Annotated in this window: 26 protein-coding genes and 1 other annotated feature; of the genes, 1 reads left to right on the top strand and 25 read right to left on the bottom strand. The window is 34.6% G+C overall.

Features of this window, described 5'->3' with window-relative positions:
- Positions 1-8: 8 nt before the first annotated feature.
- The 5 genes from ruvA to safA all read right to left on the bottom strand — a co-directional run bounded on the left by ruvA (position 9) and on the right by safA (position 4,518).
- Positions 9-620, bottom strand: a complete 612-nt coding sequence (gene ruvA / locus NST63_RS08930) for a Holliday junction branch migration protein RuvA (protein WP_341041920.1) — start codon at positions 618-620, stop codon at positions 9-11.
- A gap of 100 nt (positions 621-720) precedes the next feature.
- Complete coding sequence (locus NST63_RS08925; RefSeq protein ID WP_058002053.1) at positions 721-1,275, bottom strand: BofC C-terminal domain-containing protein; 555 nt, start codon at positions 1,273-1,275, stop codon at positions 721-723.
- Between the two features lie 116 nt (positions 1,276-1,391).
- A complete protein-coding gene (locus NST63_RS08920) occupies positions 1,392-2,117 on the bottom strand; it encodes a YhcN/YlaJ family sporulation lipoprotein (protein ID WP_341041918.1) in 726 nt (241 codons plus the stop codon).
- Positions 2,118-2,225: 108 nt separating this feature from the next.
- Entirely contained in the window at positions 2,226-3,206 is a 981-nt protein-coding gene (locus NST63_RS08915; protein WP_058002051.1) for a phosphotransferase, read from the bottom strand.
- Positions 3,193-4,518: a SafA/ExsA family spore coat assembly protein gene (gene safA / locus NST63_RS08910; RefSeq protein WP_341041917.1), complete on the bottom strand. Its 1,326-nt coding sequence runs from the start codon at positions 4,516-4,518 to the stop codon at positions 3,193-3,195. The genes NST63_RS08915 and safA overlap by 14 nt, the downstream gene beginning before the upstream one ends.
- 216 nt (positions 4,519-4,734) lie before the next feature.
- Here safA and NST63_RS08905 point away from each other — a divergent pair, with 216 nt between their 5' ends.
- Positions 4,735-5,280: a transcription repressor NadR gene (locus NST63_RS08905; protein WP_152984708.1), complete on the top strand. Its 546-nt coding sequence runs from the start codon at positions 4,735-4,737 to the stop codon at positions 5,278-5,280.
- 34 nt (positions 5,281-5,314) lie between these two features.
- Here NST63_RS08905 and pheA read toward each other — a convergent pair whose 3' ends face one another.
- The 20 genes from pheA to NST63_RS08805 form a co-directional block, all read right to left on the bottom strand.
- Positions 5,315-6,187, bottom strand: a complete 873-nt coding sequence (gene pheA / locus NST63_RS08900; RefSeq protein WP_058002048.1) for a prephenate dehydratase — start codon at positions 6,185-6,187, stop codon at positions 5,315-5,317.
- Positions 6,188-6,214: 27 nt separating this feature from the next.
- On the bottom strand, positions 6,215-6,670 hold the full coding sequence (locus NST63_RS08895; RefSeq protein WP_212943373.1) for an ACT domain-containing protein: 456 nt from the start codon (positions 6,668-6,670) through the stop codon (positions 6,215-6,217).
- 85 nt (positions 6,671-6,755) lie between these two features.
- The gene (gene obgE / locus NST63_RS08890; protein ID WP_341041916.1) at positions 6,756-8,045 is read right to left on the bottom strand and encodes a GTPase ObgE; all 1,290 of its coding nucleotides are present in this window, start codon (positions 8,043-8,045) and stop codon (positions 6,756-6,758) included.
- A gap of 54 nt (positions 8,046-8,099) precedes the next feature.
- Positions 8,100-8,633: a Spo0B C-terminal domain-containing protein gene (locus NST63_RS08885; RefSeq protein WP_216385759.1), complete on the bottom strand. Its 534-nt coding sequence runs from the start codon at positions 8,631-8,633 to the stop codon at positions 8,100-8,102.
- Positions 8,634-8,967: 334 nt separating this feature from the next.
- Positions 8,968-9,258, bottom strand: coding sequence for a 50S ribosomal protein L27 (gene rpmA, locus NST63_RS08880; RefSeq protein ID WP_058002044.1), 291 nt, complete (start codon positions 9,256-9,258; stop codon positions 8,968-8,970).
- 12 nt (positions 9,259-9,270) lie between these two features.
- The gene (locus NST63_RS08875; RefSeq protein WP_058002043.1) at positions 9,271-9,600 is read right to left on the bottom strand and encodes a ribosomal-processing cysteine protease Prp; all 330 of its coding nucleotides are present in this window, start codon (positions 9,598-9,600) and stop codon (positions 9,271-9,273) included.
- A gap of 12 nt (positions 9,601-9,612) precedes the next feature.
- Positions 9,613-9,921, bottom strand: coding sequence for a 50S ribosomal protein L21 (gene rplU / locus NST63_RS08870; RefSeq protein ID WP_058002042.1), 309 nt, complete (start codon positions 9,919-9,921; stop codon positions 9,613-9,615).
- A gap of 13 nt (positions 9,922-9,934) precedes the next feature.
- Positions 9,935-10,015 (bottom strand) — a sequence feature (ribosomal protein L21 leader region).
- A 53-nt stretch (positions 10,016-10,068) separates the two neighbouring features.
- Positions 10,069-11,535 carry an Rne/Rng family ribonuclease gene (locus NST63_RS08865; protein WP_212943375.1) on the bottom strand — a complete coding sequence of 489 codons (1,467 nt, stop codon included), beginning with the start codon at positions 11,533-11,535 and terminating at the stop codon, positions 10,069-10,071.
- A gap of 87 nt (positions 11,536-11,622) precedes the next feature.
- Entirely contained in the window at positions 11,623-12,489 is an 867-nt protein-coding gene (locus NST63_RS08860) for a M50 family metallopeptidase (protein WP_058002040.1), read from the bottom strand.
- Complete coding sequence (locus NST63_RS08855) at positions 12,482-13,252, bottom strand: M23 family metallopeptidase (RefSeq protein ID WP_212943376.1); 771 nt, start codon at positions 13,250-13,252, stop codon at positions 12,482-12,484. The genes NST63_RS08860 and NST63_RS08855 overlap by 8 nt, the downstream gene beginning before the upstream one ends.
- A 137-nt stretch (positions 13,253-13,389) precedes the next feature.
- Entirely contained in the window at positions 13,390-14,196 is an 807-nt protein-coding gene (gene minD, locus NST63_RS08850; RefSeq protein ID WP_058002038.1) for a septum site-determining protein MinD, read from the bottom strand.
- Positions 14,197-14,198: 2 nt separating this feature from the next.
- Complete coding sequence (minC, locus tag NST63_RS08845) at positions 14,199-14,879, bottom strand: septum site-determining protein MinC (protein ID WP_058002037.1); 681 nt, start codon at positions 14,877-14,879, stop codon at positions 14,199-14,201.
- Positions 14,880-14,959: 80 nt separating this feature from the next.
- A complete protein-coding gene (gene mreD / locus NST63_RS08840) occupies positions 14,960-15,478 on the bottom strand; it encodes a rod shape-determining protein MreD (protein ID WP_212943378.1) in 519 nt (172 codons plus the stop codon).
- Positions 15,478-16,329 (bottom strand): rod shape-determining protein MreC, encoded by an 852-nt coding sequence (gene mreC, locus NST63_RS08835; RefSeq protein WP_078109892.1) that lies wholly within the window; start codon positions 16,327-16,329, stop codon positions 15,478-15,480. The genes mreD and mreC overlap by 1 nt, the downstream gene beginning before the upstream one ends.
- A gap of 77 nt (positions 16,330-16,406) precedes the next feature.
- The gene (locus NST63_RS08830; RefSeq protein ID WP_058002035.1) at positions 16,407-17,426 is read right to left on the bottom strand and encodes a rod shape-determining protein; all 1,020 of its coding nucleotides are present in this window, start codon (positions 17,424-17,426) and stop codon (positions 16,407-16,409) included.
- A gap of 326 nt (positions 17,427-17,752) precedes the next feature.
- Positions 17,753-18,424 carry a RadC family protein gene (gene radC, locus NST63_RS08825; protein ID WP_436580133.1) on the bottom strand — a complete coding sequence of 224 codons (672 nt, stop codon included), beginning with the start codon at positions 18,422-18,424 and terminating at the stop codon, positions 17,753-17,755.
- Positions 18,425-18,484: 60 nt separating this feature from the next.
- Entirely contained in the window at positions 18,485-19,057 is a 573-nt protein-coding gene (locus tag NST63_RS08820) for a Maf family protein (RefSeq protein ID WP_341041912.1), read from the bottom strand.
- A gap of 176 nt (positions 19,058-19,233) precedes the next feature.
- On the bottom strand, positions 19,234-20,232 hold the full coding sequence (locus NST63_RS08815; RefSeq protein WP_341041911.1) for a hypothetical protein: 999 nt from the start codon (positions 20,230-20,232) through the stop codon (positions 19,234-19,236).
- A gap of 131 nt (positions 20,233-20,363) precedes the next feature.
- Positions 20,364-21,119 (bottom strand): prepilin peptidase, encoded by a 756-nt coding sequence (locus tag NST63_RS08810; RefSeq protein ID WP_212943380.1) that lies wholly within the window; start codon positions 21,117-21,119, stop codon positions 20,364-20,366.
- Positions 21,120-21,220: 101 nt separating this feature from the next.
- Positions 21,221-22,927, bottom strand: a complete 1,707-nt coding sequence (locus NST63_RS08805; protein WP_078109886.1) for a sensor domain-containing diguanylate cyclase — start codon at positions 22,925-22,927, stop codon at positions 21,221-21,223.
- Positions 22,928-22,952: the final 25 nt, after the last annotated feature.

Below are 22,952 nucleotides of genomic sequence, written 5' to 3'. Positions count from 1 at the left end.
TCATTAGCCTATGACTTCATTAATTTTTTCAATGCTACTTTTATATACTGATCAGTAGTTAAGTTTTCTTGTTGTAACTCTGATGAAATCTTCTTAATTTCTTTATCAGAGTATCCAAGGGCTTTTAATGCTAATATTGCCTCTTCAAACTGTGTGGAGGTATGGGAAGCTTCTTCTACTCGATCACTATTAAATAAATTTGGAAAATAATCAGGTACCACATCCTGTAATTTTCCTTTTAAATCAAGAATCATTTGTCGAGCAGTCTTTTTTCCAACCCCAGGAAATTTAACTAAAAATGCTTCATTCTCGTCCTCAATAGCGCCTATTACCTGCATAGGATCACCAAATGCTAGGATAGCAAGGGCTCCTTTAGGACCAATTCCCGAAACATTTAACAGTTTTTTAAACAGGGTTTTTTCCTCCATTGTTTGAAAACCATATAGAGCAATAATATCCTCCCGTACATGCTGGTATATGTATATTTTAACAGGCTCCTTTTGAGTGGTTGAAAAAACAAATGGATTAGGAGTATATACCTGATATCCTATACCATTATTTTCAACAACTACATTTTCAGGAGTCACCATTCCTATTGTTCCAATAATATATTCATACAAACTACTTCTCTCCTCATCTTTGCTACATTTCATTGTAACATAATCATTTAGTAGATGTGTAAATACGAACATAAAAAAACCGGATCATTTTAGATCCGGTTTACTCTACTTGAGTTTGAATTGAATAAGGTTTTAACGCTTTAAGAACCTTATCATAATCTTCTTTTGATTTGATTGGTATTCCTTTTTTCAACTCTTCTTGTTTTTTACCTTCTAGTTTTTTAATATCTATTTGAAAGAATGACTGAATGATATCTGCTTTTTTCGGTTTACCATTAAAAATAGAGATAATCCCATTATCGGAAATACCGAAATATCCATTGGCTTTTAGTAAAGGGGAAATATCATTCACTTTCTTCTGTAATACGATTTGTTCCTCATCCATTTGGATGATATTCCAATTTCGATATTTTCCTTTTATTTCTTCAATGGTATCTACATTTTCTTTTAGAATCTCCTCACTTACTTCCCCATCTATATACACTCTTTCTAATATTATAGTTTTATTCTTAGGATTCGTTGCAACTTCAATCGATTTAGGTTGACTATCTGTCTTATTTTCTTTTACCTGTTCGCGATCATCTTGCAATAAATAAGAATAGAATACACTCAATACAATGACACATACAAAGACGATTCGAACAAAAAAATTCATAGTTTGTCACCTCAATAAAAGGAAGTATGTTTATACGTGGTTAGTATGACCATACTCTAATAAAATTATCCAATAAAAAAAGAATAGTGATTTTACCACTATTCTTGTCAGTATATTTATTCTCGATTTCGTTCTATATTTTGGGATTCGATTAAATGTTTCGCATCCAATTTAACCGCGTCCTTTGGGCCACCATTCCTTAATTCATTATCCAATTGACGAACACGATAATACGTGCCAAGGTCGGAAGTGATAAGTAATGGGCGATTACCGATTGTAGGCTGAACCGCTTGCTTTACTCTTACTTTCGTTTGCTTAGCATTATTATCATCCTTCAGAACAAGTGAAACTAACACTTTATCGCCATAAATAAATGCACGTGCATCTGAAACATTCTTCACAGCAGCTGCTTGATTCGCTACTTTTTCTGCCAGTGCACCTTCATAAGCTGTATAATAAGAGGATTTGGCAGCAGAATTTCTCTGATTTAAATGTCCATGATAATTAATGTCACGTAGATGCCTATTACGATTAACAACACGAAAGTTTGTATCATATTGAGTTAATGGTGATTGAACATGATGATCATAATCATCTGGGTGTCCAGAAGGAAGTAAATGATTATTATTTTTTATATTATCTTCGCGTCCAAACGTATAATCCATCAATTCTTGCATGGGTCCATCATGATCAATATATTGTGCGTTATTAGTATGGTACCCAACAGGTTGAAAATTACTTTTGTTTTGAGTATTACCTGCATTATCTTGGTTTTGTCCGCAACCGGCTAAGCCACTTATTAAAAATAAAGCAATGGGTGCAACTATCAGTTTTTTATTCAAACAGTTCCCCCCCTAATAATTTAACCTAGAGCAAAAAGCTCACTAATATTTTGTGAAGAAGGGGTTATTCTATACTATTTGTAATTGGTTTTATTCCCTTAACATTCCTCATATTGATTTGGCCAGTTCTTCTGTAAAAATTCTCCTCATATTGAAATGGTTTAAGGTTATTTCTTTTAAATAAATCAGTAATTGAGGTTTACTTCCTTCTTCCTTTTTAATTAATCTTACATATCGATTCCATTCACGTAAAATATCTGTCGGAAATATTAATGCAATTAAAAATTCTTTCATTTCTAGATAGGGACTTAATAGTTGATGTCGTCTTAGACGAGTTAAAGACCAAGAAATATTAGGAAGAACTCGATTTGCGAATTGCAAATAATCGATCATAGGGTTTGCAAGTTGGATGAGATCAAAATCAATGATATATAATCGCAGATATTGATTGAGTAGAAAGTTATGGTGAGCGACATCACCATGAATAATACAATTTGGTCCTTCATTGTAAAAAGATTTGTTTCGCTCCATTTGAGATAATGCCCATTTTGCCCAATCTACATACTTGTTTAAATAATAAGTCGGGATAAAATTTATTAGGAGTGGGATGTTAGCTATAAACTCTTTTAAGCGTTGCTCCCATTTCATTTGTTGATCAAATACTGTTAAGTTTGGTTTAAATATGTCTAGAAATTGACTTGTTGTCTCATGAAATTGCTTGAGTAATTTTAATGCACTAGTTCTCTCACTAAAAGTTTGATACGTAAAGCTAGATCCTTTTTTTAAATACTCAACTAAAGCAAATACACGTTGATCAAATTTTATGATTTTTTCTTGATGAATAGGATGAAATTGATATGTAAAATAAAAGTCATGTTTAAAAAGTTGTTCAACAAAATGAATTTGATTGAACAATTTTTCTTCTGAAAAGAATTCCTTTAATATCCATTTACTACTATCTGTATAGCAAAGCCATATCCCATCTTTAATTTTTTTTATATTTCTAAACTTTTCTCCTGTAATTGTAGACAAAGAAAGAAGGAGACGATTTTCGAGTCCGTCTCCAGTGCTATAATTATTCAAAATCATCACTGTCTTCTTGTCTTGGGAATGGGTAACCTCCTGGATAGCCCTGTGCATATGGGGAACCAGGGTACATATGACCATAATTCATTTCATTTGGATACCACGGATATTGGCCATATGGTTGTTGACCATAAGGTTGCTGGCCATATTGACCGTAGTGTCCATATTGACCATAAGGATGACTATACATATGGTCATGATCATAGTGATAATCATGGTCATGATCATAATGATGATCATCATGCTGGTGCCCATAATGTTGATGACCATAATATTGAGGGTTATTCGGTCTCATTCCATACATTCCCATTTGTTGTTGCTCATAAGGATTATATGGCATTGTTTGCATTGGTGGCATATTTGGGTATTGCCCTTCATTTGCTGGTGGGTAGACTCCTTGGTTAAAATGTTGGTATTCCATAGGATTCATACCAGAATAACCTGATTGTGGATCTTGATGATAGCCACCTTGATGCATACCAGGATTGGCCATCATTGGAATTGATGAAGAAGATGATTCATCTTCATACATCCAATTACCTGCTTCAGGCACAGCAGTTGGATGTGCCCCCATAGATTGTGGCATGACTTGCTGATACGGTACACATTGTTCATGTGGCATTTGCCCCATTGGTGCTACAGGTCCTCCTTGCGCCAAAGGAAATTGTCCCATTGGTATTCCGGGTCCTTGTGTCATAGGATATTGCCCCAACGGTGCTTGAAAGCCATATGGCTGATGGTATGGATACGGTGTTGGGCCACAGCCACAATCAGCTACTGGCATACAAGGTACACTCGGATACATTTCAACACACTCCTCTTGAACTGGCATGGGCATTTCAATCGGACTCTCGACTTTTTCCTCATGTACCGGTGGTGGAACAAATGGTTGTGGAGCTTGCACCTGGGCCTGCATTTGTGACATATTCATTGTGTAATAATTATTAATATCTATTTCCGGAATAACTGGTTGAGGCATAATCGGCGTATAAATGGTTTCCTTTTTTTCTTTTGGAACCTCTTTTATTATTTCCTTTTGGACTGGAAGTGTTGGTGTAGGCTTCTCCTTATAGGGATGTACTGCCTTAGGTTGTTCCTTGTATGGTTGTTCAGCCTTAGGCATTTCCTTTACTGGGCTTACCATTTCTTTCTTAATTGTTCCACCGGTCGTTGGTACTTTAATTTTCATACCAGGCATAATCATTTCCGGGTTTGATAATTGGGCATTCATTTTCTTTAATTCCTCGAAATTAACGCCATATTTTTTAGCAATATTCCACAGAGTATCGCCTTTTTGAACAATATGGATCTTCACTCATTTCCCCTCCTCAGGCATAAGTCCATATAGTCTATGTTAAAATGGGCAAAGTGCTAATAATCTTCAAAAAAAATTTATGTTTCAACAAAATAAAATATGCCTTATTACATATTGGATGTGGCTTATAAATTTAGAAAGTAAAATGGTTTAAAGGGTATACAAATTATGGTAGAATCCTTATATAACAAGGATTCTAGAAGGGAGTCTATTTTTTTGACTGCGGAAAAAAAATTATTTGGTGAAGATCGACGACAATTTTTATTAAATATTTTAATGACAAGCAATAGTCCGATAACAGGTGCAGACTTAGCCAATAAAGCCAATGTAAGTCGCCAGGTCATTGTGAATGATATGACCTTGCTAAAGGCAAAGAATGAACCGATAGTAGCTACAAGTCAAGGTTATATATATTTACGTCATGCACATGATAATCAGTTATTTGAAAAAACAATTGCCTGCTTCCATACCCCTGAGCAAGCAGAAGAGGAACTTAATCTTATTGTCGACCATGGGGTTACAGTAAAAGATGTCAAAATTGAACATCCTGTGTACGGTGATTTAACAGCTTCGATCATGGTTTCAAATCGAAAAGATGTGAAACAGTTCATTTCAAAAGTAAAAGATACCCAAGCGGTTTACTTATCAAATTTAACACATGGTGTGCATATTCATACGATCGTAGCCAAGGAAGAAGCTCAACTGCAAAAAGTAGAAGAAGAATTAAAACATGCAGGTTATTTAATTAATGTTCAAGAATAAAGAGGTGGTCTCACAGAAGGGAATTTAATGCCCCTTATGAGACTACCTCTTTCTCATGATTCACTGCATTGTACGAGGAATAGCTACCTAATACTTTTACCTTGCAACCAAGTACCTCGATTTCCTCTAAAGCATTTTTTACTAATTGATTTTGCATTTCATGATTAATGTCTATCATAAAAAAATAGTGGCCTAAACCGGTTTTTAATGGTCTTGATTCAATTTTACTTAAATTAATTTGTCTCCAGGCAAATGCTGATAAAACTTGATGTAAAGCACCCGCTCTGTCTGATGGTAGAGTTACCATAATTGTAGTTTTTTGATATAAAGGCTTAAGCTCTTTATTAACCTTCACATCTTCATGAGCTAATACGATAAACCGTGTATGATTGAAATGGTAATCATGAATATTTTCTTTAACAATTTGTAAATGATATTTTTCTGCAGCCATTTCATTTGCAATTGCAGCTAACTTCAATTCTGGATGTTCACTTATGTACTTAGCAGCTGCAGCAGTCGAGGTGAATTGCTCTAAAGTGACCCCCCGAAACTGTTGATGCAGAAATTGATGACACTGGGCAAGGGCATGTGGATGTGATAAAATTTTCTCTACTTCAGTCCAATTATTGGTTTGCAAAGGATGGACCATTAAATGCTGCTGTATTGGGACTATGACTTCAGCTCTAATTGGTGGATTTATTTCATGATATAAATAATCAATGGTGAGGTGAACAGTCCCTTCTAATGCATTTTCAAATGGAACAATTGCAACATCTACTTCCCTACATTTAACGGCATTTAAGCAATCAGGGATTGTTGTATATGCAATTCGTTCTGCATCGGGAAAAGTATTCTGGACAGCAATATCTGTAAAGGTGGCCTTTGGCCCTAAATAACCTACACGCATCTATTTCTCCCTCCTTATATCCATTTCTTATACTCCCGAACCTAGTATCTCTACCTTATCAACAAAATCCAAGCGTCTTAATTTAGACAACAATTCATCAAGACTTATCATAATATCTGATACCTCTAAGGTAATGGTAACATTCGCACGTCCTTGAATAGGGATAGTTTGGTGAATCGTTAATATATTACATAAGGATGTGGCGATAATTCCTAATAACTCATGTAGGGTGCCAGAACGATCTTCCAAATGAAAAAATAAAGTAATCATTCTTTCCTTAACAATGGAATGAAATGGAAATACAGTATCACGATATTTATAAAAAGCACTGCGACTTAGATCAACACTCTGTGCAGCATCAGCAACAGATTCGGCTTTTCCCCTTTCAAGAAGCTCTTTTACTTCGAGAGTTTTTCTCATTGCCTCTGGCAATACGTCTTCACGCACTAATATAAATTTATAGTCTACTTCTTTTTTCCCCAACGATCTTTCCTCCAGTAGTACTAAAATTTAGTCAAGGGTTGTCTATAAGCGAACGGTTTGCTCCCTTATAAGACAACCCATACAATTACTCAACAAATTCAAATTCATATTCCATTATTTTCACAATATCACCATTTGTTGCTCCGCGCTGTCTTAAAGCATCGTCGATACCCATTGAACGCAATTGACGAGCAAATCGTCTAACTGATTCATCTCTAGTAAAGTTAGTCATTTTAAATAGTTTTTCCAGCTTTTCACCTGTTACAACAAAACTACCGTCAGGTTCCCTTGTAATGTCAAACTCTTGTTCTTGCTTTTCATGCTTGTAAACCACACGTTTAATTTCTTCGTCCCCTACTACTTCATGGATAGGGAATTCAGGTGTTGTTTCTAAAAGGTCTGCAATCTTAAATAATAGATCTCTTAACCCATTTTGAGTAATAGCTGATATAGGAAAAATTGGATAATCTTCTTTCACTTGTTCTTTAAACTTTGCTAGATTTTCTTCCGCATCAGGCATATCCATTTTGTTAGCAACAATGATCATTGGTCTTTCCATTAAACGCAGATTATACTCTTTTAATTCTTGATTAATCGTTAGATAATCTTGGTAAGGATCTCTTCCTTCTAATCCAGACATATCGATCACATGGACAATCACTCGTGTCCTTTCAATATGACGTAAAAATTGATGCCCCAATCCAACACCTTGATGTGCACCTTCAATTAATCCAGGCAAATCAGCCATTACAAAACTACGGCCATCCCCCGTCTCTACTACTCCTAAATTGGGAACAATTGTTGTAAAATGATATTCCGCTATTTTAGGTTTTGCCGCAGAAACGATGGACAATAGTGTAGACTTACCTACACTTGGAAAACCTACTAGCCCTACGTCAGCAAGAACCTTTAACTCGAGTACAATATATCGTTCCTGGCCAGGTTCCCCATTCTCGGATATCTCAGGTGCCGGATTAGCTGGGGTAGCAAATCTGATATTTCCCCTTCCTCCACGACCTCCTCTAGCAACAATTGCACGTTGCCCATGCTCCGTTAAATCAGCAATGATCTCATTTGTATCATCATCTTTCACGACTGTACCAGGCGGAACTTTTACAATCATATCTTCGGCTCCTCGGCCATGTTGGCCCTTTGACATGCCGTGTTCTCCTCGGTTTGCTTTGAAATGACGTTGATATCTAAAATCCATTAAGGTTCTAAGTCCTTCTTCAACAACAAAAACGACGTTAGCTCCTTTCCCACCATCTCCACCTGCGGGTCCACCTTTAGGTACATATTTTTCACGGCGAAAGGCAACCATACCATTTCCACCGTCTCCACCTTTTACGTAAATTTTCACTTGATCGACAAACATAGAAGTACCACCCTTATTGTTAATATTAATTATGTAAGAAATATATTTAAAAACTTACAATATAAATTCAGCAGAAAAATGCGAGATATCCATCTCTTTAATCTTTACATCTTCAACAATTTCTTTTTGAGCAGCAAACCATTGACTAAGTATTGACAGCTTTTGTTCCTTTATTGTTCCATTAAAATCAAAAACAAAACGTGTTTTACCTTGAAAACGTTCAAAAGTAATGGATAGGTAATTTTCCTGATAAGGTTCGACAGCACTGTCAAGAATATGAAAAAACGATTGAATCCAAGTAGATAACCATTGATCATCGACCGTTAGGCCCCCACTTTCATTAAGTATTTCATATTCCATATGATATGGATGGGGTTTCCAGTTAAATGTTAGAAGAATTTCTGCAAAATGAGGAAGTTTTAAATTTGAAAGCCTAGATTCTTGTTGTGCCTCTAATATCATTTCTTCCAAAATTCGTTCTACACTATCTATTTTATTCAATGCTATATTCCCTTTTATTAATTGAAGCCTATTCATCCAATCATGACGTGCATGGCGTAGCACATCAACTACCGTCCAATTTTCCATTAATAGATTCTCCTATTACATTCATATCATTCTTTTGATTAGTATATCAAAAGTCGGATTTTAATGCATATAATAAAAAAGCATGGGGAGCTTGTTTATCAGCGTACAGTTAAGTAAAATTTGAGATGCCCAATTCACCTTTGTAGTCTCTTCACCAATTCAGGAAACACAAAGAGGAAAGGGTGTTGTCTTTTATTGTAGGAAGAAGAACTGTTGAAATAACCTAGCTGGAAGGACCTTAAACTGGTTAAAGTTGGACTAAGTTATATGGAATTAATACTTGATAAAAAAAACTCTAACCGATCCAATCGATTAGAGTTTTTTAATCGTCATATTAAGCTTCTTGTGCAACAGGATATACGCTCACTTTTTTCTTGTCACGGCCCATACGCTCGAAACGTACGATACCATCAACTTTTGCGTATAGAGTATCGTCGCCACCACGGCCAACGTTTTCACCTGGATAAATTTTTGTACCGCGTTGACGGTAAAGAATGGATCCACCAGTTACTAATTGACCATCTGCACGCTTCGCGCCAAGACGCTTCGCGATAGAGTCACGACCGTTCTTTGTAGAACCTACTCCCTTTTTAGATGCGAAAAATTGAAGATCTAATCTTAACATTTGTTCCACCTCCTACCCGAAGGTTATTTTGATATATTTACCATAATCGCGTTCAATCGTTTGTAATGAAACGACCATCCCTTGTAACAGTAATTGTACCTTTTCCTCTTCATCAGCAGATAAATGATCAGGGATTGTACATTCAAGAAAGCCACCATTTGATTGTGTAATCATGGGTTCAATCTTAGTCAATTCCATAATGGCATTAATCGCACCGAATGAAACAGCTGAAGCACCTGCACAAACGATATCTTGGCCTTTTTCAGCAAAATCGGCATGTCCCTTCATCTTAAAAGATGAAATATTCCCACCAGATGTTTGCTTAATTTGAACATGTATCATGTTCAGTCACCCTTATGCATTGATTTTTTCAATCACAACTTTTGTAAATGGTTGACGGTGACCTTGTTTTTTGTGATAGTTTTTCTTTGGCTTATACTTGAAAACAACCAATTTTTTAGAACGACCTTGCTTTTGAACTTTAGCAGTTACAGAAGCACCTTCAACTAGAGGGCTACCAACTTTTACATTTTCGCCACCTACAAAAAGAACTTTGTCAAAAGTAACAGTTTCACCTTCAGCAACATTCAATTTTTCGATAGTAATTGCTTGGCCTTCTTCAACTTTGATTTGTTTTCCACCAGTTTCAATAATCGCGTACATACTTGCACCTCCTTAATAAACTCAGACTCGCCAAAACCAGGCGTTTTGCAATAAGCAAAAACTTATTACCTGTTTCGAGCGGTTGTAGCACGGGTGCTACAAACATAACATGAAAATCTTATCAAAATACCCGGCCTATGTCAATGCTTAATTACTCATCTTTTTTGCCAATTCTTCTTTCGTTCCAAACTGACGAATATAATATATTGGACGACAAAATGGAATAATGGATAAATAGATTTGTATACCTAATAACTGTTCTAATCTTTTAAGATGAACATCATTTTCGCCACAAAAAATGTTTTTTACATCTTCCGTTAATTCGATAAACACTGCTTCATGTTCCTTAAAAGGTTTCTCCCATAGTTCACGCTCCAAACGAAAAGCAATTGTTTCCCTACTTTCAACTTTTCCTCTGCCAGAACAAACCGGACAAGGATTTAAAAGAGTCTCCGATAATGATTTTTTTGTTTTCTTTCTTGTTAATTGAAGAATTCCTAATGGAGAAAATCCTATTACCCTAGTATGTTTTGAATCCTGCTTAAATTCATTTTTTACAATTTCCAATACTAAGTGACGATCCTTTTCACTTTTCATATCTATAAAATCAACTAGGATCATTCCACCATAATCTCTTATCAGGACTTGGCGAACCATCTCTTTTGCAGCTAAAATATTGGTCTTTAAAACTGTATCTTCGAAACCTTTCGTACCGGAAAATTTACCAGTATTTACATCGATACTAATGAGTGCTTCCGTTTCATCAATTACGATATATGAACCATTTTCTAGCCAAATGAGTCTCTTTAATGATCTGTCTATTTCAGATTCAATCTTATAATATGAGAAAATATTTTCATCACTAATATGGAGCTTATATTCCCATTTTTCAGGGAAATACTGTTTTATTTCCTTCAATCTGTTCTGATTATTAGAAATCACTCTGCCTTCCTTCAAACGAGTTAATTCTTGAAATAACTCTTTTTCAAATAATGAAGTTTTATAAATAAGTGCAGGAGACTTTACTTTCGCTACCTCGTTCAATAAATGTTGATACCGTTTACGTAGAGATTCTAATTCATTCCTCCACTCCTCTTCAGTTGAATCGAAAGCTTCCGTACGTATAATAATTCCTTCATGATCTTGTTTATGATTGTTAGCGATTGTCCTCCACTTTTCGCGATCCTGAATATTCCCTTTTTTTGATACAGCAATATACTCCCCCTCAGGTAAATATATTAATTTATCACCATTGATTTCAATCAATGCTGTTAATAAGGGGCCTTTTATATTTGTTTCATCTTTTTTTACTTGAACAAGAATACTTTCACCTTTACTGATAAATTTTGAAATCGGGTGAAATTTCTTATTTGGATCATCATTGTGTAAGTAAAATGGCAATTGGTCACGATGTAAGTATCCATGTTTTTCACTGCCGATATCTATAAAACAGGCATTCATTCCATTTTTTACATCTACCACTTTACCAAAATAAATATTCCCCACTTTCGTTTCATCATGGGGTTGTTCAATAAATAGTCTTGAAACTTGATCCGTTTCCTTCGTTGCAAATCTTTTTTCTGATATTTTCTCATCGATAAAGATTTCATTCATAAAATTCACCTATCCATAATCAGTGCTAAAAGAGCTAATCCATTAGTGTTTCTACACTTTTAGACAGCTCCTCAAAATTACTACTCGTCAATAACTATACAAGAGATCCTTTACTTTTGCATCTGTTTGTTTTTCTGCAAAATAGGCATGCAACAGCTCATTTTCATCTAGATGACCAATTTCTTCATCATTTTTTACAATTAAAAGTGGATGCTTTTTTCCACGTTGGAACTTTCCGAGCACATCAAATAAAAAGTCCTCACCACTTACCTTTAATGGACGTAAACGTTCAAAACTTATTCTTTTTCCATAATAACGCTCTAATAAAAATCTCATAAATACAAAGTTCATCTGCTTCCATTCTGCCCATAATGATAAATATAAATAAATCACGACAATCCATATATTTAAATTAAATGGATGATAAAGAATAGCAATTAAATGAAAAGCAATTAAAAAGATCACTGAACTCGACAAAGTGATCCGAATAGATTGAAGAAAGGGCTTATTCATAGAAAAAATGATGTGTAAAAGCTTACCACCATCAAGTGGCCATATAGGCAATAAATTAAAAATAAGAATCATTATATTATATTCCATAAAGATAGTAAAAAGATGGGTTGATACAAATCCCATTTTTTCTAGTAGTAACATCATCAAGCCCATCCATAAATGCTGAAGGGGACCTGCAATGATGACAAAGAGCTCTTCCTTGAGAGGGCGATTCCCATGTTCATCCATTTCAGCTACTCCTCCAAATGGAAGAATTGAAATCCTCTTTATTCTCCATGAAAAAATATAGGCCATAACACTATGTCCCATTTCATGAATAAATATAATCGTAAAAAGTACTAGTAATTCTTGAAAGTTGGCAGTTATGACTGCAATACCGACAACAATCCAAAATAAAGGATGAATATGGATTTTACGGAGCAGCCCCACGAAATTATTCAAATTTTATCACCTGAATAGGATCAATAAATTTTTTCCCCTGCTTAATTGCAAAATAAAATTCTCCAGACCGTCCATTCTCCTTATTTGATACTGTACCAACTTTCTTTCCTGTCTTTACTTCCTCATATTGACTAACATCAATGGTTTCTAAATTTCCATACCATGATTCTGTCATATCTGAATGCTGGATAATAACGGTATTACCTAGATCATTTTTTTTACCAGCAAAAACAACCCGCCCTCCACTCATCGCCTCTACTGCTTCATCGTATTTTGTTTCAATCAAAACTCCACGTCCGTCAGTAGAGAAATTTGTAAGCACTCTCGCCGAAGCATCCATCACATACTGATCCTGTGCGAGATCTAAGCCCTCGTTTTTTTTCTCCTTGGTTGGTAGGATAGCTAGTGGCTTACCAAACTGTTTTTCATACCATGCAGATACAGCTGCAAATTGAAATTCTGTTTTCATTGTGTTTTCGACAAAACCTTTAACAGAATCAAGCTTTGGAGTAGACGTTTTAAAAATGATAGCAATTACCAAAACTAGAATGGCAGACATTAAAATTTTGAAAAGAAAGATTTCTTTATTCCAAAGTGGGTGTATTTTACTTGGTGGATCTGCTTCAAAAATTGAGTATTCCTCATTTTCTTCCCAATCAATAGAAGGAGAATTCACGGTACCTACTTTTCTTCTTTTTGGATATGTTTTCGTTTTCCTCCTTTTCTCGATTTGTTTCCGAATTTCGTCCGATCGATTTCCCATCCTATCACCATTCTCCCTTAAACAGTTTGTACAATTATATGAATGAAGGAAGATGGATATGACAAGCTTTAGTGAATAACACCAAAACAATATTTTTTAAAATCACATTAAAAAAGCCCTCCATTAGGAGGGTTTGATTAAGCTTTCACACCAAATAATTTTTTTATTTTTGCAAATACACCTGTTTTAGGATCTTCCAATTGCTGCAGCGGAACTGATTCACCTAGTATTCTTCTCGCAATATTTCGATAAGCAATTGAAGCTTTACTATTTGGATTCATTACAATTGGTTCCCCTTGATTTGAGGATTTAATTACTTCTTCATCATCTAGTACAATTCCTATTAAATCTATAGAAAGATGGGTAGTAATTTCATCAATATCAAGCATATCGCCATTGGTCATTAAATGATTTCGTATTCTGTTAATGACTAATCTTGGTGCTTCAATATGTTTCTCTTTTTCTAGCAAACCAATTATCCGATCTGCATCACGTACAGCAGATTTCTCTGGTGTTGTTACAACGATTGCTTTATCTGCTCCAGCTACGGCATTTTTGAATCCATGTTCAATACCAGCAGGACAATCGATAACAATATAATCGTACTCTTGCTTCAATTCACTGATTAGATTTTTCATTTGTTCTGGATTTACCGCTGTTTTATCACTTGTTTGTGCAGCAGGGAGAAGAAATAACTTATCTTCGAATCTTTTATCCTTTACTAATGCTTGATGGGGTTTACAACGGCCCTCCACAACATCTACTAAATCATAAATGATTCTGTTTTCAAGTCCCAACACAACATCCAAGTTCCGAAGTCCAATATCTGTATCAACAAGACAAACCTTCTTTCCTTGGAGAGCTAGTGCGGTACCTAAATTAGCAGATGTAGTGGTCTTACCAACACCACCCTTACCGGAAGTGATAACTATTGCCTCACCCATGATTAGTATCCCCCTTTAAATCTAGTAATATTTGGTCTAAGATGTTTTAATACCTGAATACGATCAATGACAATATGATTAGTGTCGTCTATGTATGCACATTCCATTCCATGCTGTTCTTCTTTACCATACTGATCAGGGGCCCGATTAATACAATCAGAGATTCTTATTTGTGATGGCATCATTAACGATGCTGCAACAACAGCATCTTTATTACCATTAAATCCTGCATGTGCAACACCCTTAAGGGCCCCCATAATAAAGATATTACCACCAGCAATTGCGGTTCCGCCAGGATTCACATCTCCTACCAGTAATAAATCACCTGGTACCTCTAATACTTGTCCAGAGCGAACAATGGTTGTTACCGAATAGATTTCATTCTCTTTTTGCATTTTTTCGGCCGATTCCTTCGTTATTACATTACTCTGAACTTCTTCAACAACTAAATTTCGTTTATTACGCACTAATTCTTTTAACTCTTCCTCTTGATCCGGAGAGATATATCTATTTCCTACTTGTATTCTAACAGTGATTAGAGGACTTTCTTCATTCTCTATATGATGAACAACAAGCTTTTCTTCTAACTCTTCTTTCAATTCAAGGTAGGAGCATTGGTCGTTCAAATGTAGAATTAGTCCTTCTTTTGTACCCTTAATCATCACATTCTGTCTTTTTCTCATCGCAAATTGCTCACCTCAGTGGCTATAATATTCGACAATACTAAGTGATTTTCCTCTATTCTAATTTGTGATTCATAAAATTATTCAGCTATCACTTGCTTCTTTCTCCGTTCCATTAATTTTTTTAATGGGTAAGAAAAAATAACAAAGAATATCAAATTAACCACTAATGTTGGCAAAAGTCTAATATTCAAAAAAGTCATCATTGACATTGATATATGTTCAATTAAAATATTTAGCTCGTATACTAGAAATTCAACGATAGCAACATTTAATATAGTCACAAGCCCAGCAATAAATATATTCGTTTGGAGTATCTTCATCATCTTGGAAGCAATATAGATAGATAATGGAAACAAGAATAGATAAACTCCCAGAATTCCTGTATGAAATACATCAAATATTAATCCGAAAATAAACGCAAATACAATGGCACGATTTCTGACATAGTAAATACCCATTAACAAAAGTACTACTAAGAGAAAATGTGGCACAATAATCATTCTACTTCCAAAGGGATCTCTTGGAACAAATTGAACAAACAAACTCTCACTAATAAAACAAATGCTTAAAATAAGAGGAAGAATAATGCGTTTCATCATTCTCCCTCCCCATGCTGCTTCACTTTGCGATCAATTATTTGCACATGTTCGATACTGTAAAAGTTTGCATATGGTTTTACATAAGCGGTTTGGGTTAGTCCATTTTCATCCGGCACTAATTTTTCAACCGTACCAATAAGAATATCCTTTGGAAAAATCCCTCCTAAACCAGAGGTTTCTACAACATCACCTTTTTTTACTTTCACATCATAAGGAATCGTTTTAAGTAATAACACTTTGTTTTCCTCATCATATCCTTCAATTAGGCCATATTCAGGTTTTTCACTTTTAATAACAGCCGATATACGATTTTTAGGATTTGTTGAACTCAAAAGCTCTACTTTTGAATAGAACTCTGAAGTATCCACTACTTTTCCTAAAAGTCCCTCTGATGTTATTACTGCCATATTTTTTGCAACACCATTGACAGAGCCTTTATTTATATTGATATATTCATACCATTGTTCAGGTGATCTCGAAATAATTGTCGCTTGTATCGATGAATATTCCCTTAAATCTTCTTTATCTAAGATTTTTTTCAATTCATCATTTTGCTGTTTTAAATCTGCCACTTCAGCAGATAATTTCGGCAGTTCTTCTAAACGAGCCTTCAATTTTTTATTTTCGGTATATGTATTTTGGATATCTTTAATACTTCCGAAAAAATCAGCTACTCCATTTGCAGGTATAGCTATGACTGATTGTCCAAAACCTACAATATCTCTAACAAATTGTTCTGGTTTCGATACATTTTTATGATCACGTAAAGAATAACCTATTAATGCTACTAGTAAAATAATACTAATTAGCAAAATTATCAAACGTTTATTTAAAAAGAATTGTGGCATACTATCCACCCCATTAAGAAAAAATCCATTTATGTATAGTAAAAACAAGAAGGATAGGGGCATGATGCCCCTTCCCCTTATTTACTATCTTTTACTCTATTTTTAAACAAATCAATATGTTCAAGTGCGTTACCTGTTCCAATTGCTACACAATCCAATGGATTTTCGGCAATTAAGACTGGCATACTTGTTTCCTTACTAATTACTTTATCTAAGTTACGTAGCAAGGCTCCTCCGCCGGTTAAGACGATTCCACGGTCCATAATATCCGCAGCAAGTTCAGGAGGTGTTTGTTCCAATGTGCCTTTTACAGCATCAATAATTGCATGAACAGTATCATGTAAAGCCATAGAAATTTCTTCAGCTGTAATTTCAATGGTTTTTGGTAATCCTGTTAATAAATCACGTCCACGAATCTCCATTGGTTCAATGCCTTCAGGTTCTCCAGCTGAACCTATTTCCATTTTAATCGCTTCAGCGGTACGGTCACCAATTAAAAGATTATAAGTTTTTCGAATATAGCTAATAATGGATTCATCAATTTCATCACCAGCTACACGGATGGATTGACTCGTTACAATCCCACCTAATGAGATTATAGCTACTTCAGTTGTACCGCCACCAATATCAACGACCATACTCCCAGTAGGTTCCCATACCGGCAGGTTGGCACCAATCGCAGCTGCAAAAGGTTCTTCAATTGGAAATGCATCACGTGCGCCAGCTTGTCTTGTTGCATCAATAACAGCTCTTTCTTCAACAGACGTAATACCAGATGGTACACATACCATCACATATGGTTTTCTAGAGAATCCTCCGCCTTTATTTTTCGTTGCTTGCTTTATATAATATTTCATCATGGTTGCTGTTGTTTCATAATCAGCAATAACCCCGTCCTTCATTGGTCTAGTTGCCACAATATTACCCGGAGTACGGCCAATCATATTTTTTGCATCATTACCAACAGCAACGATTTGTTTCGTATCTGTATGTATGGCCACAACAGAAGGCTCCCGTACAACGATTCCTTTTCCTTTTATAAAAACGAGTGTATTCGCTGTTCCTAGATCAATCCCAAGATCTCTACTACCAAACATTGATGTATCTCCCTTTCTACTCTGAAATGTTTCCTAAGGCTTATCCATGCCTTATAACATTTAAATACAATTTTCTTTTCTTTTTTAAGCTATATGAACAAAAATTATTCAGTTATAGCCACTTATTCTGAATATGAATGATTGGAGCAGATTAAACCATTATTTCTTCAAATCCTAAAATACGAACTACTCCATATCAAAAACAATGTTTCTCTATCTTATATTGTGTAGTTCATGTAAAAATATTGTCTTTTTTTAGCGAAGAAACAAGTTTCTGCAAAAATCATAAACATTATTATATCGTAACAAGAGCAAAAATAATAGTACTATAAATATCCTTTTTCTTTCAGACTTACGAATTTTTTGTCCCCTATAATTAAATGGTCTAAAATTTCAATCCCTATTATTTTACCACACTCTACTAATCTTTTGGTTACTTCAATATCTTCACGTGAAGGACCTGGATCTCCCGATGGATGATTATGGATACAGATAATGGATGCAGCGGATCTTCGGAAGGCTTCCTTAAATACCTCCCTTGGGTGGACGATTGAGGCATTCAAGCTTCCGATAAAAATGGTTTGTTGATGGATCACTTGATTTTTTGTACTTAAATATAAACAAACAAAATGTTCCTGTGAAAGAAACCGCAAATCATTCATAACGTAATTTGCAGCATCTTCTGGACTTCGAATAATGTAACGGTCATTATAGGTAAGATTCCCTATTCTGCGACCGATTTCAATAGTAGCTAAAATTTGAACGGCTTTCGCAAACCCAATCCCTTTAATTTTCATTATTTCTTCTAATGAGGCTTCCTTTAACAATCTTAACCCATCAAAGGCTTGCAACACGCGATTAGCCATTTGAATTACTGACTCATCCTTTGTCCCTGTTCTAAGTAGAATGGCCAGTAGTTCTTGATTAGATAGGCTCCTCGCTCCGTGTTTAACAAGCCGTTCACGTGGACGTTCACCAGCAGGGTAATCGCGAATCATTATTTTTTCCACTTTCTGTGTAACCTCCTAAGCGAGATGCGCATTTTAAGAGGCCGTACATCAAAATGAGGATAATAGGTTCCATTCCTCAAGTACTTTTTTTAATCGTGAGATCGGTAAACCAACAACATTGTAAAAATCACCTTGTATGGATTTTACAAATATAGATCCTAAACCTTGAATACCGTACGCACCAGCTTTGTCGAATGGTTCACCACTGTTTAAATAATTTTCAATTTCCCTTGATGACAGCTCCCAAAATGTCACATCTGTTTTTTCGTAAAACGTTTGAATTCTTTCCGCATGAATAATCGCAACACCAGTTAAAACCGAATGTGTTTTACCTGAAAGCCCTTCAAGAATGCTTCTTGCATGATCTATATCCTTTGGTTTCCCAAGAATTTGCTGAGCATGTACAACAATCGTGTCTGCTCCGATAACAATGGAATTTGGATACTCTCTTGATACAGCTTTAGCCTTTCTTGTCGCTAACTCTAAAACAACTTGCTCTGGGGAGTAATTTTTTTCAAATTCTTCATTCACATGACTGGTTACGACCGTAAATGGGGTTTGTAACTTTGCTAGAAGTTCTTTTCTGCGAGGAGATGATGAAGCTAATATTAAATTAGACATGTGTTCACCTAAACTTTCTTAGTAGAAGTTGAGAGATACAATATTATCCTATCAAATAACATAACCATTCACAATGAAAATAATCGAAATTTGGCATAAAAAAGAAATTTTTCTTCTACAAAACTAATCCCTATTGAATTAGAATTTCCGACCTTCAATAGGGAATATAAAATAATCTATTTTAATTGATTTATTTTTTCAACAAAGGTTAATAAGGACATTTGCGCATCCATTAATTCTTCCTTATTTTGTAGATCTTTGAAGCTAATCAGTGACTTTAGACTAGTTACTTCCAGTTTCCTCAATAAATCAATATCCTTACTTTTGACGTCCTTTATGCTATTTATTTGGTTTATTTTTTCTTGAAGTGATGCAATTTTTTCACTGTTCGTTTGCCCAGTAATAAAGGATTTTGAAATTTCTTCTGCTAATGTCGGGAAAAGCGAAATCGCTTCAGTAATAAGCTTTGCTTCATCTTTTGTAGTTATAGATATTTTTTTCCCTTCAATACTTAGCTCCTTTGCATAAACTTCAACCCCTTTATCTTTTAATATAGAGGCTAATTCTTTAGCAGTATCTAAATTACCTGAAACACTTATATAAATATAATTCTGATTATTCATAGGAAGCACAATCGCTGGTAGCCCCTTACTTTTAATCGTATTTACTATAGGTTCAGGGTCTTTAAAAACACCACCTTGGACAAAAGAAGATGTTAGGGTTGGAATTTGAACCGTCGAAGATATTCCATTATTAGATGGCGCTTGATTGGTATCAGTCTGTTTAGAAACATTTGCTTGTCCTGATGAATTCGTTTGATAAATAACTATTTTCAACATAAATATCCCAATAATGACACCAATAGTTACTGCAGTGATTACTGAAATCAAAAGTGCTGATAGGTGTTGATTCCCTGATTTTCTTTTGAATTTATTTTTAAAACTAGATTTGGAATGAATGTTTGGATAATGGATTTTTTTAAACTCATTGACTTCGTTTTCATCTATTTCAGGAAGCACCCAATCAAACGAATCCTCTTCTGAAGCGTTTTCCGCACCTGCAGCTGTTTCCTTCTTCGCTACTTTCCAATCATGGATTTCCATTTCCTCTTTAAATGGACGTTCTTCTCCATTTATTTTAATTTTGATCCTAGGATTTTGATTCTGCTTGTCCATTTTTGTCTCCCTTCCGTGCGCATATTTGTTATATGCTACCACATGGATAAAAAAAAAGAACAAGACTTTTGTCGTCTTGCCTGTGAAGGATTTCGTCAAATTTTTCAATAGGAGATGATTACACAATACATTCATAGTAGTACACCAAAATACCAAGAAATAATTACATTTCCGTAAAAAAGAGAAATAATCGATGCTAAGCTAATAAAGGGGCCAAATGGAATCGGTTTTCTTTTTTTATATTTTCCAACAATAATGATAAAAATCCCGTAGAGGGCACCGAGGATCGTGGCTAAAATAAATGTCAACAAAGATAGCTTTGTACCCAGTATTAATCCGATAACAAAAAAAAGTTTAACATCTCCCCCACCCATTGCACCCTTGCTAATAATAGCAATGAACAATAATAAAGAAAAACCAATTATTGCACCTACAATGAAATCCCACCATGGGTTTGTGGGATAAAATATTCTTAAGAAGATAAATACACTGCAGAAAAATAACAATATTCTATCAGGTATAAGCATATAAATAATATCTGTTACCGTAATAATGATCATTAATGATATAAATAGTAGAACAAATAGTAAATCAATATCCCATCCAATTTTCATATAAGAATAAGCAAATAAGGCTCCAGTCAATATTTCCGTTATAGGATACAATACTGACAATTTGGATTTACACTGCTTACACTTTCCATTTAATAAGAGGAATGATAGTAAAGGAATTAATTCGAACCAGCGTAATTGGTGTTTACAACTCGGACAATGTGATCTCGGAAAAAATATTGATTGATTAACTGGGACTCTTAATCCAATCACATTAAAAAATGATCCAAATACAAGACCTAATATGAAAAAATATACGATCATCAAACTATCCATATGAGTAAAATACTCCTTAAGTTATAATAGTTTATCTAAGTCTATTATATTGTTTGATTGGATAAAATATCTACAAAAACAAATATTTCTAAATCTTATTATTACTTCACGTATTCCGCTACACGATTTTTCCCCTCACGCTTGGCTCCAATATATAAGGCTCGATCTGCATGGCGAATTAGGGCAAGGGCATCATCTGCATCATTTGGTGCTGAAGCTACTCCAATACTGACAGTTATATCCACACTTTCATATTTTTCATCAAAGTCTAAAAAATTTTGTGTACTAAATGGGCGATTAGCAATAGTTAAACGAACGATTTCCGCTAACCGTAATGCTGATTTCTTATTTGTATCTGGTAGAAGAATAACAAATTCTTCTCCTCCATACCTAGCTACAGTTCCTCTATTTCCTATTAAACTACGAATTCTTTTTGCCATTTGAACAAGGATCTCATTTCCGCTTTGATGGCCATATGTATCATTAATCTTCTTAAAATAATCTATATCTAACATGATGATAGATAATTCTTTTCGGTCACCTTTTTTCAGTAATTCAAATTCACGCGTAAGAAGATCATCAAAATATCGATAATTATATAATTTTGTTAATGAACAATGTTCACTTATATTTTTTGTTTTTTCATAATGTCTAGCATTTGATATCGCTACGCCAAAATAAGAACATAAAATATCTAACATTGACGTTTGATATTTTTCATATTGCTTCTTTCGTGTAGAGGCTAAAAATAATATCCCCTCTACTTTTTTTTCTCTAAAAATCGGAACACAAATAATACTTTCCGCACCTTTAGGCATATATCCTTTTGCATCCTTCTCCCATTCAGATTTTTCATGGTAGAAAACGGCTTTTCTTGTTCCCCATACCATTCCACTAATCCCTTCATTCTTTTCAATTGGTGGAATACTATTTAATTGTTGCTCTCCTTTTTCTACTCCTCTAAGAAGAACAAGTTTATCGTTTTTTACGTCTAAAATATAGGCATAATCTACCGGTAACATTTGCGATATTTTTTGAATAAATACATCTAGTACTTCATTGACCTGCAATCTCTCTGTCAATTGATGTCCTATTTCTGCGGCGCGCTGTAAATAATCATTAATTCTTTCTGATGAATTATACATTCTTAACACATAACCAAAACTAAGGAAGGGGATCCCAATTAAAAGAAATGCAACATAGCTAATCTCTTCAAATAAATAATATAATGCAAGACCAAGTGGAAGAATCATAACTAATGTACAGAAATCCCAAATCATATCTTTAGCAAATAATTTTGCTTTCTTTTTTAACATTATTTTCGACCAGTATAAAAGGATTTGATTTAAGATAAAAAGAACAATTTGATATACAAATAATGGAATAATTAATTCTTGAATGGAAAAATACCCAACTTTGCCTCCAAGTGCATAAAATACAGCTCCACTAAAAAGTGAAATAACAAAAAACATGATTGAATTAATAAAATAACGATAACTATCATCTTTTCCTATCTTTAATGAAAACATCAGCATAAGGATGGAAAATTGCATAAAAATAATCTCATATATTAAACCATGTAAAAGAAAGGCTACTAACGTTACCCATTGTACTAAAAATATCGGAGTATCATTAATAATGATGGGGAAATAGGCAACTACGCCTACTAAAACTAAAAAGACTAAAATTAAAAGTGGGTTCATGGGTACAGAGGGGAAAAAACGGTAAGCTATATATATACCAGCAGGTAAAATTAGCAACCATGAGATGATTAGAAGCTTAGTTGGTTTAATAGCTTGATTACTCATTCTTGCCCCTCCCGAACTAGTTAAT

It is taken from the genome of Heyndrickxia sp. FSL W8-0496 (genome assembly GCF_038007825.1).
GTDB lineage: Bacteria > Bacillota > Bacilli > Bacillales > Bacillaceae_C > Heyndrickxia > Heyndrickxia oleronia.
The sequence above is the reverse complement of the archived record's forward strand: the minus strand, read 5'-3'. Positions and strand labels throughout refer to the sequence as shown.

Excerpts from the sequence above, each read along its gene's own strand:
- NST63_RS08815 (WP_341041911.1), bottom strand. The coding sequence starts at position 20,232 with ATGGACAAGCAGAATCAAAATCCTAGGATCAAAATTAAAATAAATGGA.
- rpmA (WP_058002044.1), bottom strand. The coding sequence starts at position 9,258 with ATGTTAAGATTAGATCTTCAATTTTTCGCATCTAAAAAGGGAGTAGGT.
- pheA (WP_058002048.1), bottom strand. The coding sequence starts at position 6,187 with ATGCGTGTAGGTTATTTAGGGCCAAAGGCCACCTTTACAGATATTGCT.
- NST63_RS08915 (WP_058002051.1), bottom strand. The coding sequence starts at position 3,206 with ATGATTTTGAATAATTATAGCACTGGAGACGGACTCGAAAATCGTCTC.
- NST63_RS08805 (WP_078109886.1), bottom strand. The coding sequence starts at position 22,927 with ATGAGTAATCAAGCTATTAAACCAACTAAGCTTCTAATCATCTCATGG.
- NST63_RS08875 (WP_058002043.1), bottom strand. The coding sequence starts at position 9,600 with ATGATACATGTTCAAATTAAGCAAACATCTGGTGGGAATATTTCATCT.
- NST63_RS08810 (WP_212943380.1), bottom strand. The coding sequence starts at position 21,119 with ATGGATAGTTTGATGATCGTATATTTTTTCATATTAGGTCTTGTATTT.
- NST63_RS08865 (WP_212943375.1), bottom strand. The coding sequence starts at position 11,535 with ATGAATGAAATCTTTATCGATGAGAAAATATCAGAAAAAAGATTTGCA.
- NST63_RS08925 (WP_058002053.1), bottom strand. The coding sequence starts at position 1,275 with ATGAATTTTTTTGTTCGAATCGTCTTTGTATGTGTCATTGTATTGAGT.
- mreC (WP_078109892.1), bottom strand. The coding sequence starts at position 16,329 with ATGCCACAATTCTTTTTAAATAAACGTTTGATAATTTTGCTAATTAGT.
- NST63_RS08830 (WP_058002035.1), bottom strand. The coding sequence starts at position 17,426 with ATGTTTGGTAGTAGAGATCTTGGGATTGATCTAGGAACAGCGAATACA.
- minD (WP_058002038.1), bottom strand. The coding sequence starts at position 14,196 with ATGGGTGAGGCAATAGTTATCACTTCCGGTAAGGGTGGTGTTGGTAAG.
- mreD (WP_212943378.1), bottom strand. The coding sequence starts at position 15,478 with ATGAAACGCATTATTCTTCCTCTTATTTTAAGCATTTGTTTTATTAGT.
- NST63_RS08820 (WP_341041912.1), bottom strand. The coding sequence starts at position 19,057 with ATGTCTAATTTAATATTAGCTTCATCATCTCCTCGCAGAAAAGAACTT.
- NST63_RS08855 (WP_212943376.1), bottom strand. The coding sequence starts at position 13,252 with ATGGGAAATCGATCGGACGAAATTCGGAAACAAATCGAGAAAAGGAGG.
- radC (WP_436580133.1), bottom strand. The coding sequence starts at position 18,424 with ATGATTCGCGATTACCCTGCTGGTGAACGTCCACGTGAACGGCTTGTT.
- obgE (WP_341041916.1), bottom strand. The coding sequence starts at position 8,045 with ATGTTTGTCGATCAAGTGAAAATTTACGTAAAAGGTGGAGACGGTGGA.
- rplU (WP_058002042.1), bottom strand. The coding sequence starts at position 9,921 with ATGTACGCGATTATTGAAACTGGTGGAAAACAAATCAAAGTTGAAGAA.
- minC (WP_058002037.1), bottom strand. The coding sequence starts at position 14,879 with ATGAGAAAAAGACAGAATGTGATGATTAAGGGTACAAAAGAAGGACTA.
- NST63_RS08885 (WP_216385759.1), bottom strand. The coding sequence starts at position 8,633 with ATGGAAAATTGGACGGTAGTTGATGTGCTACGCCATGCACGTCATGAT.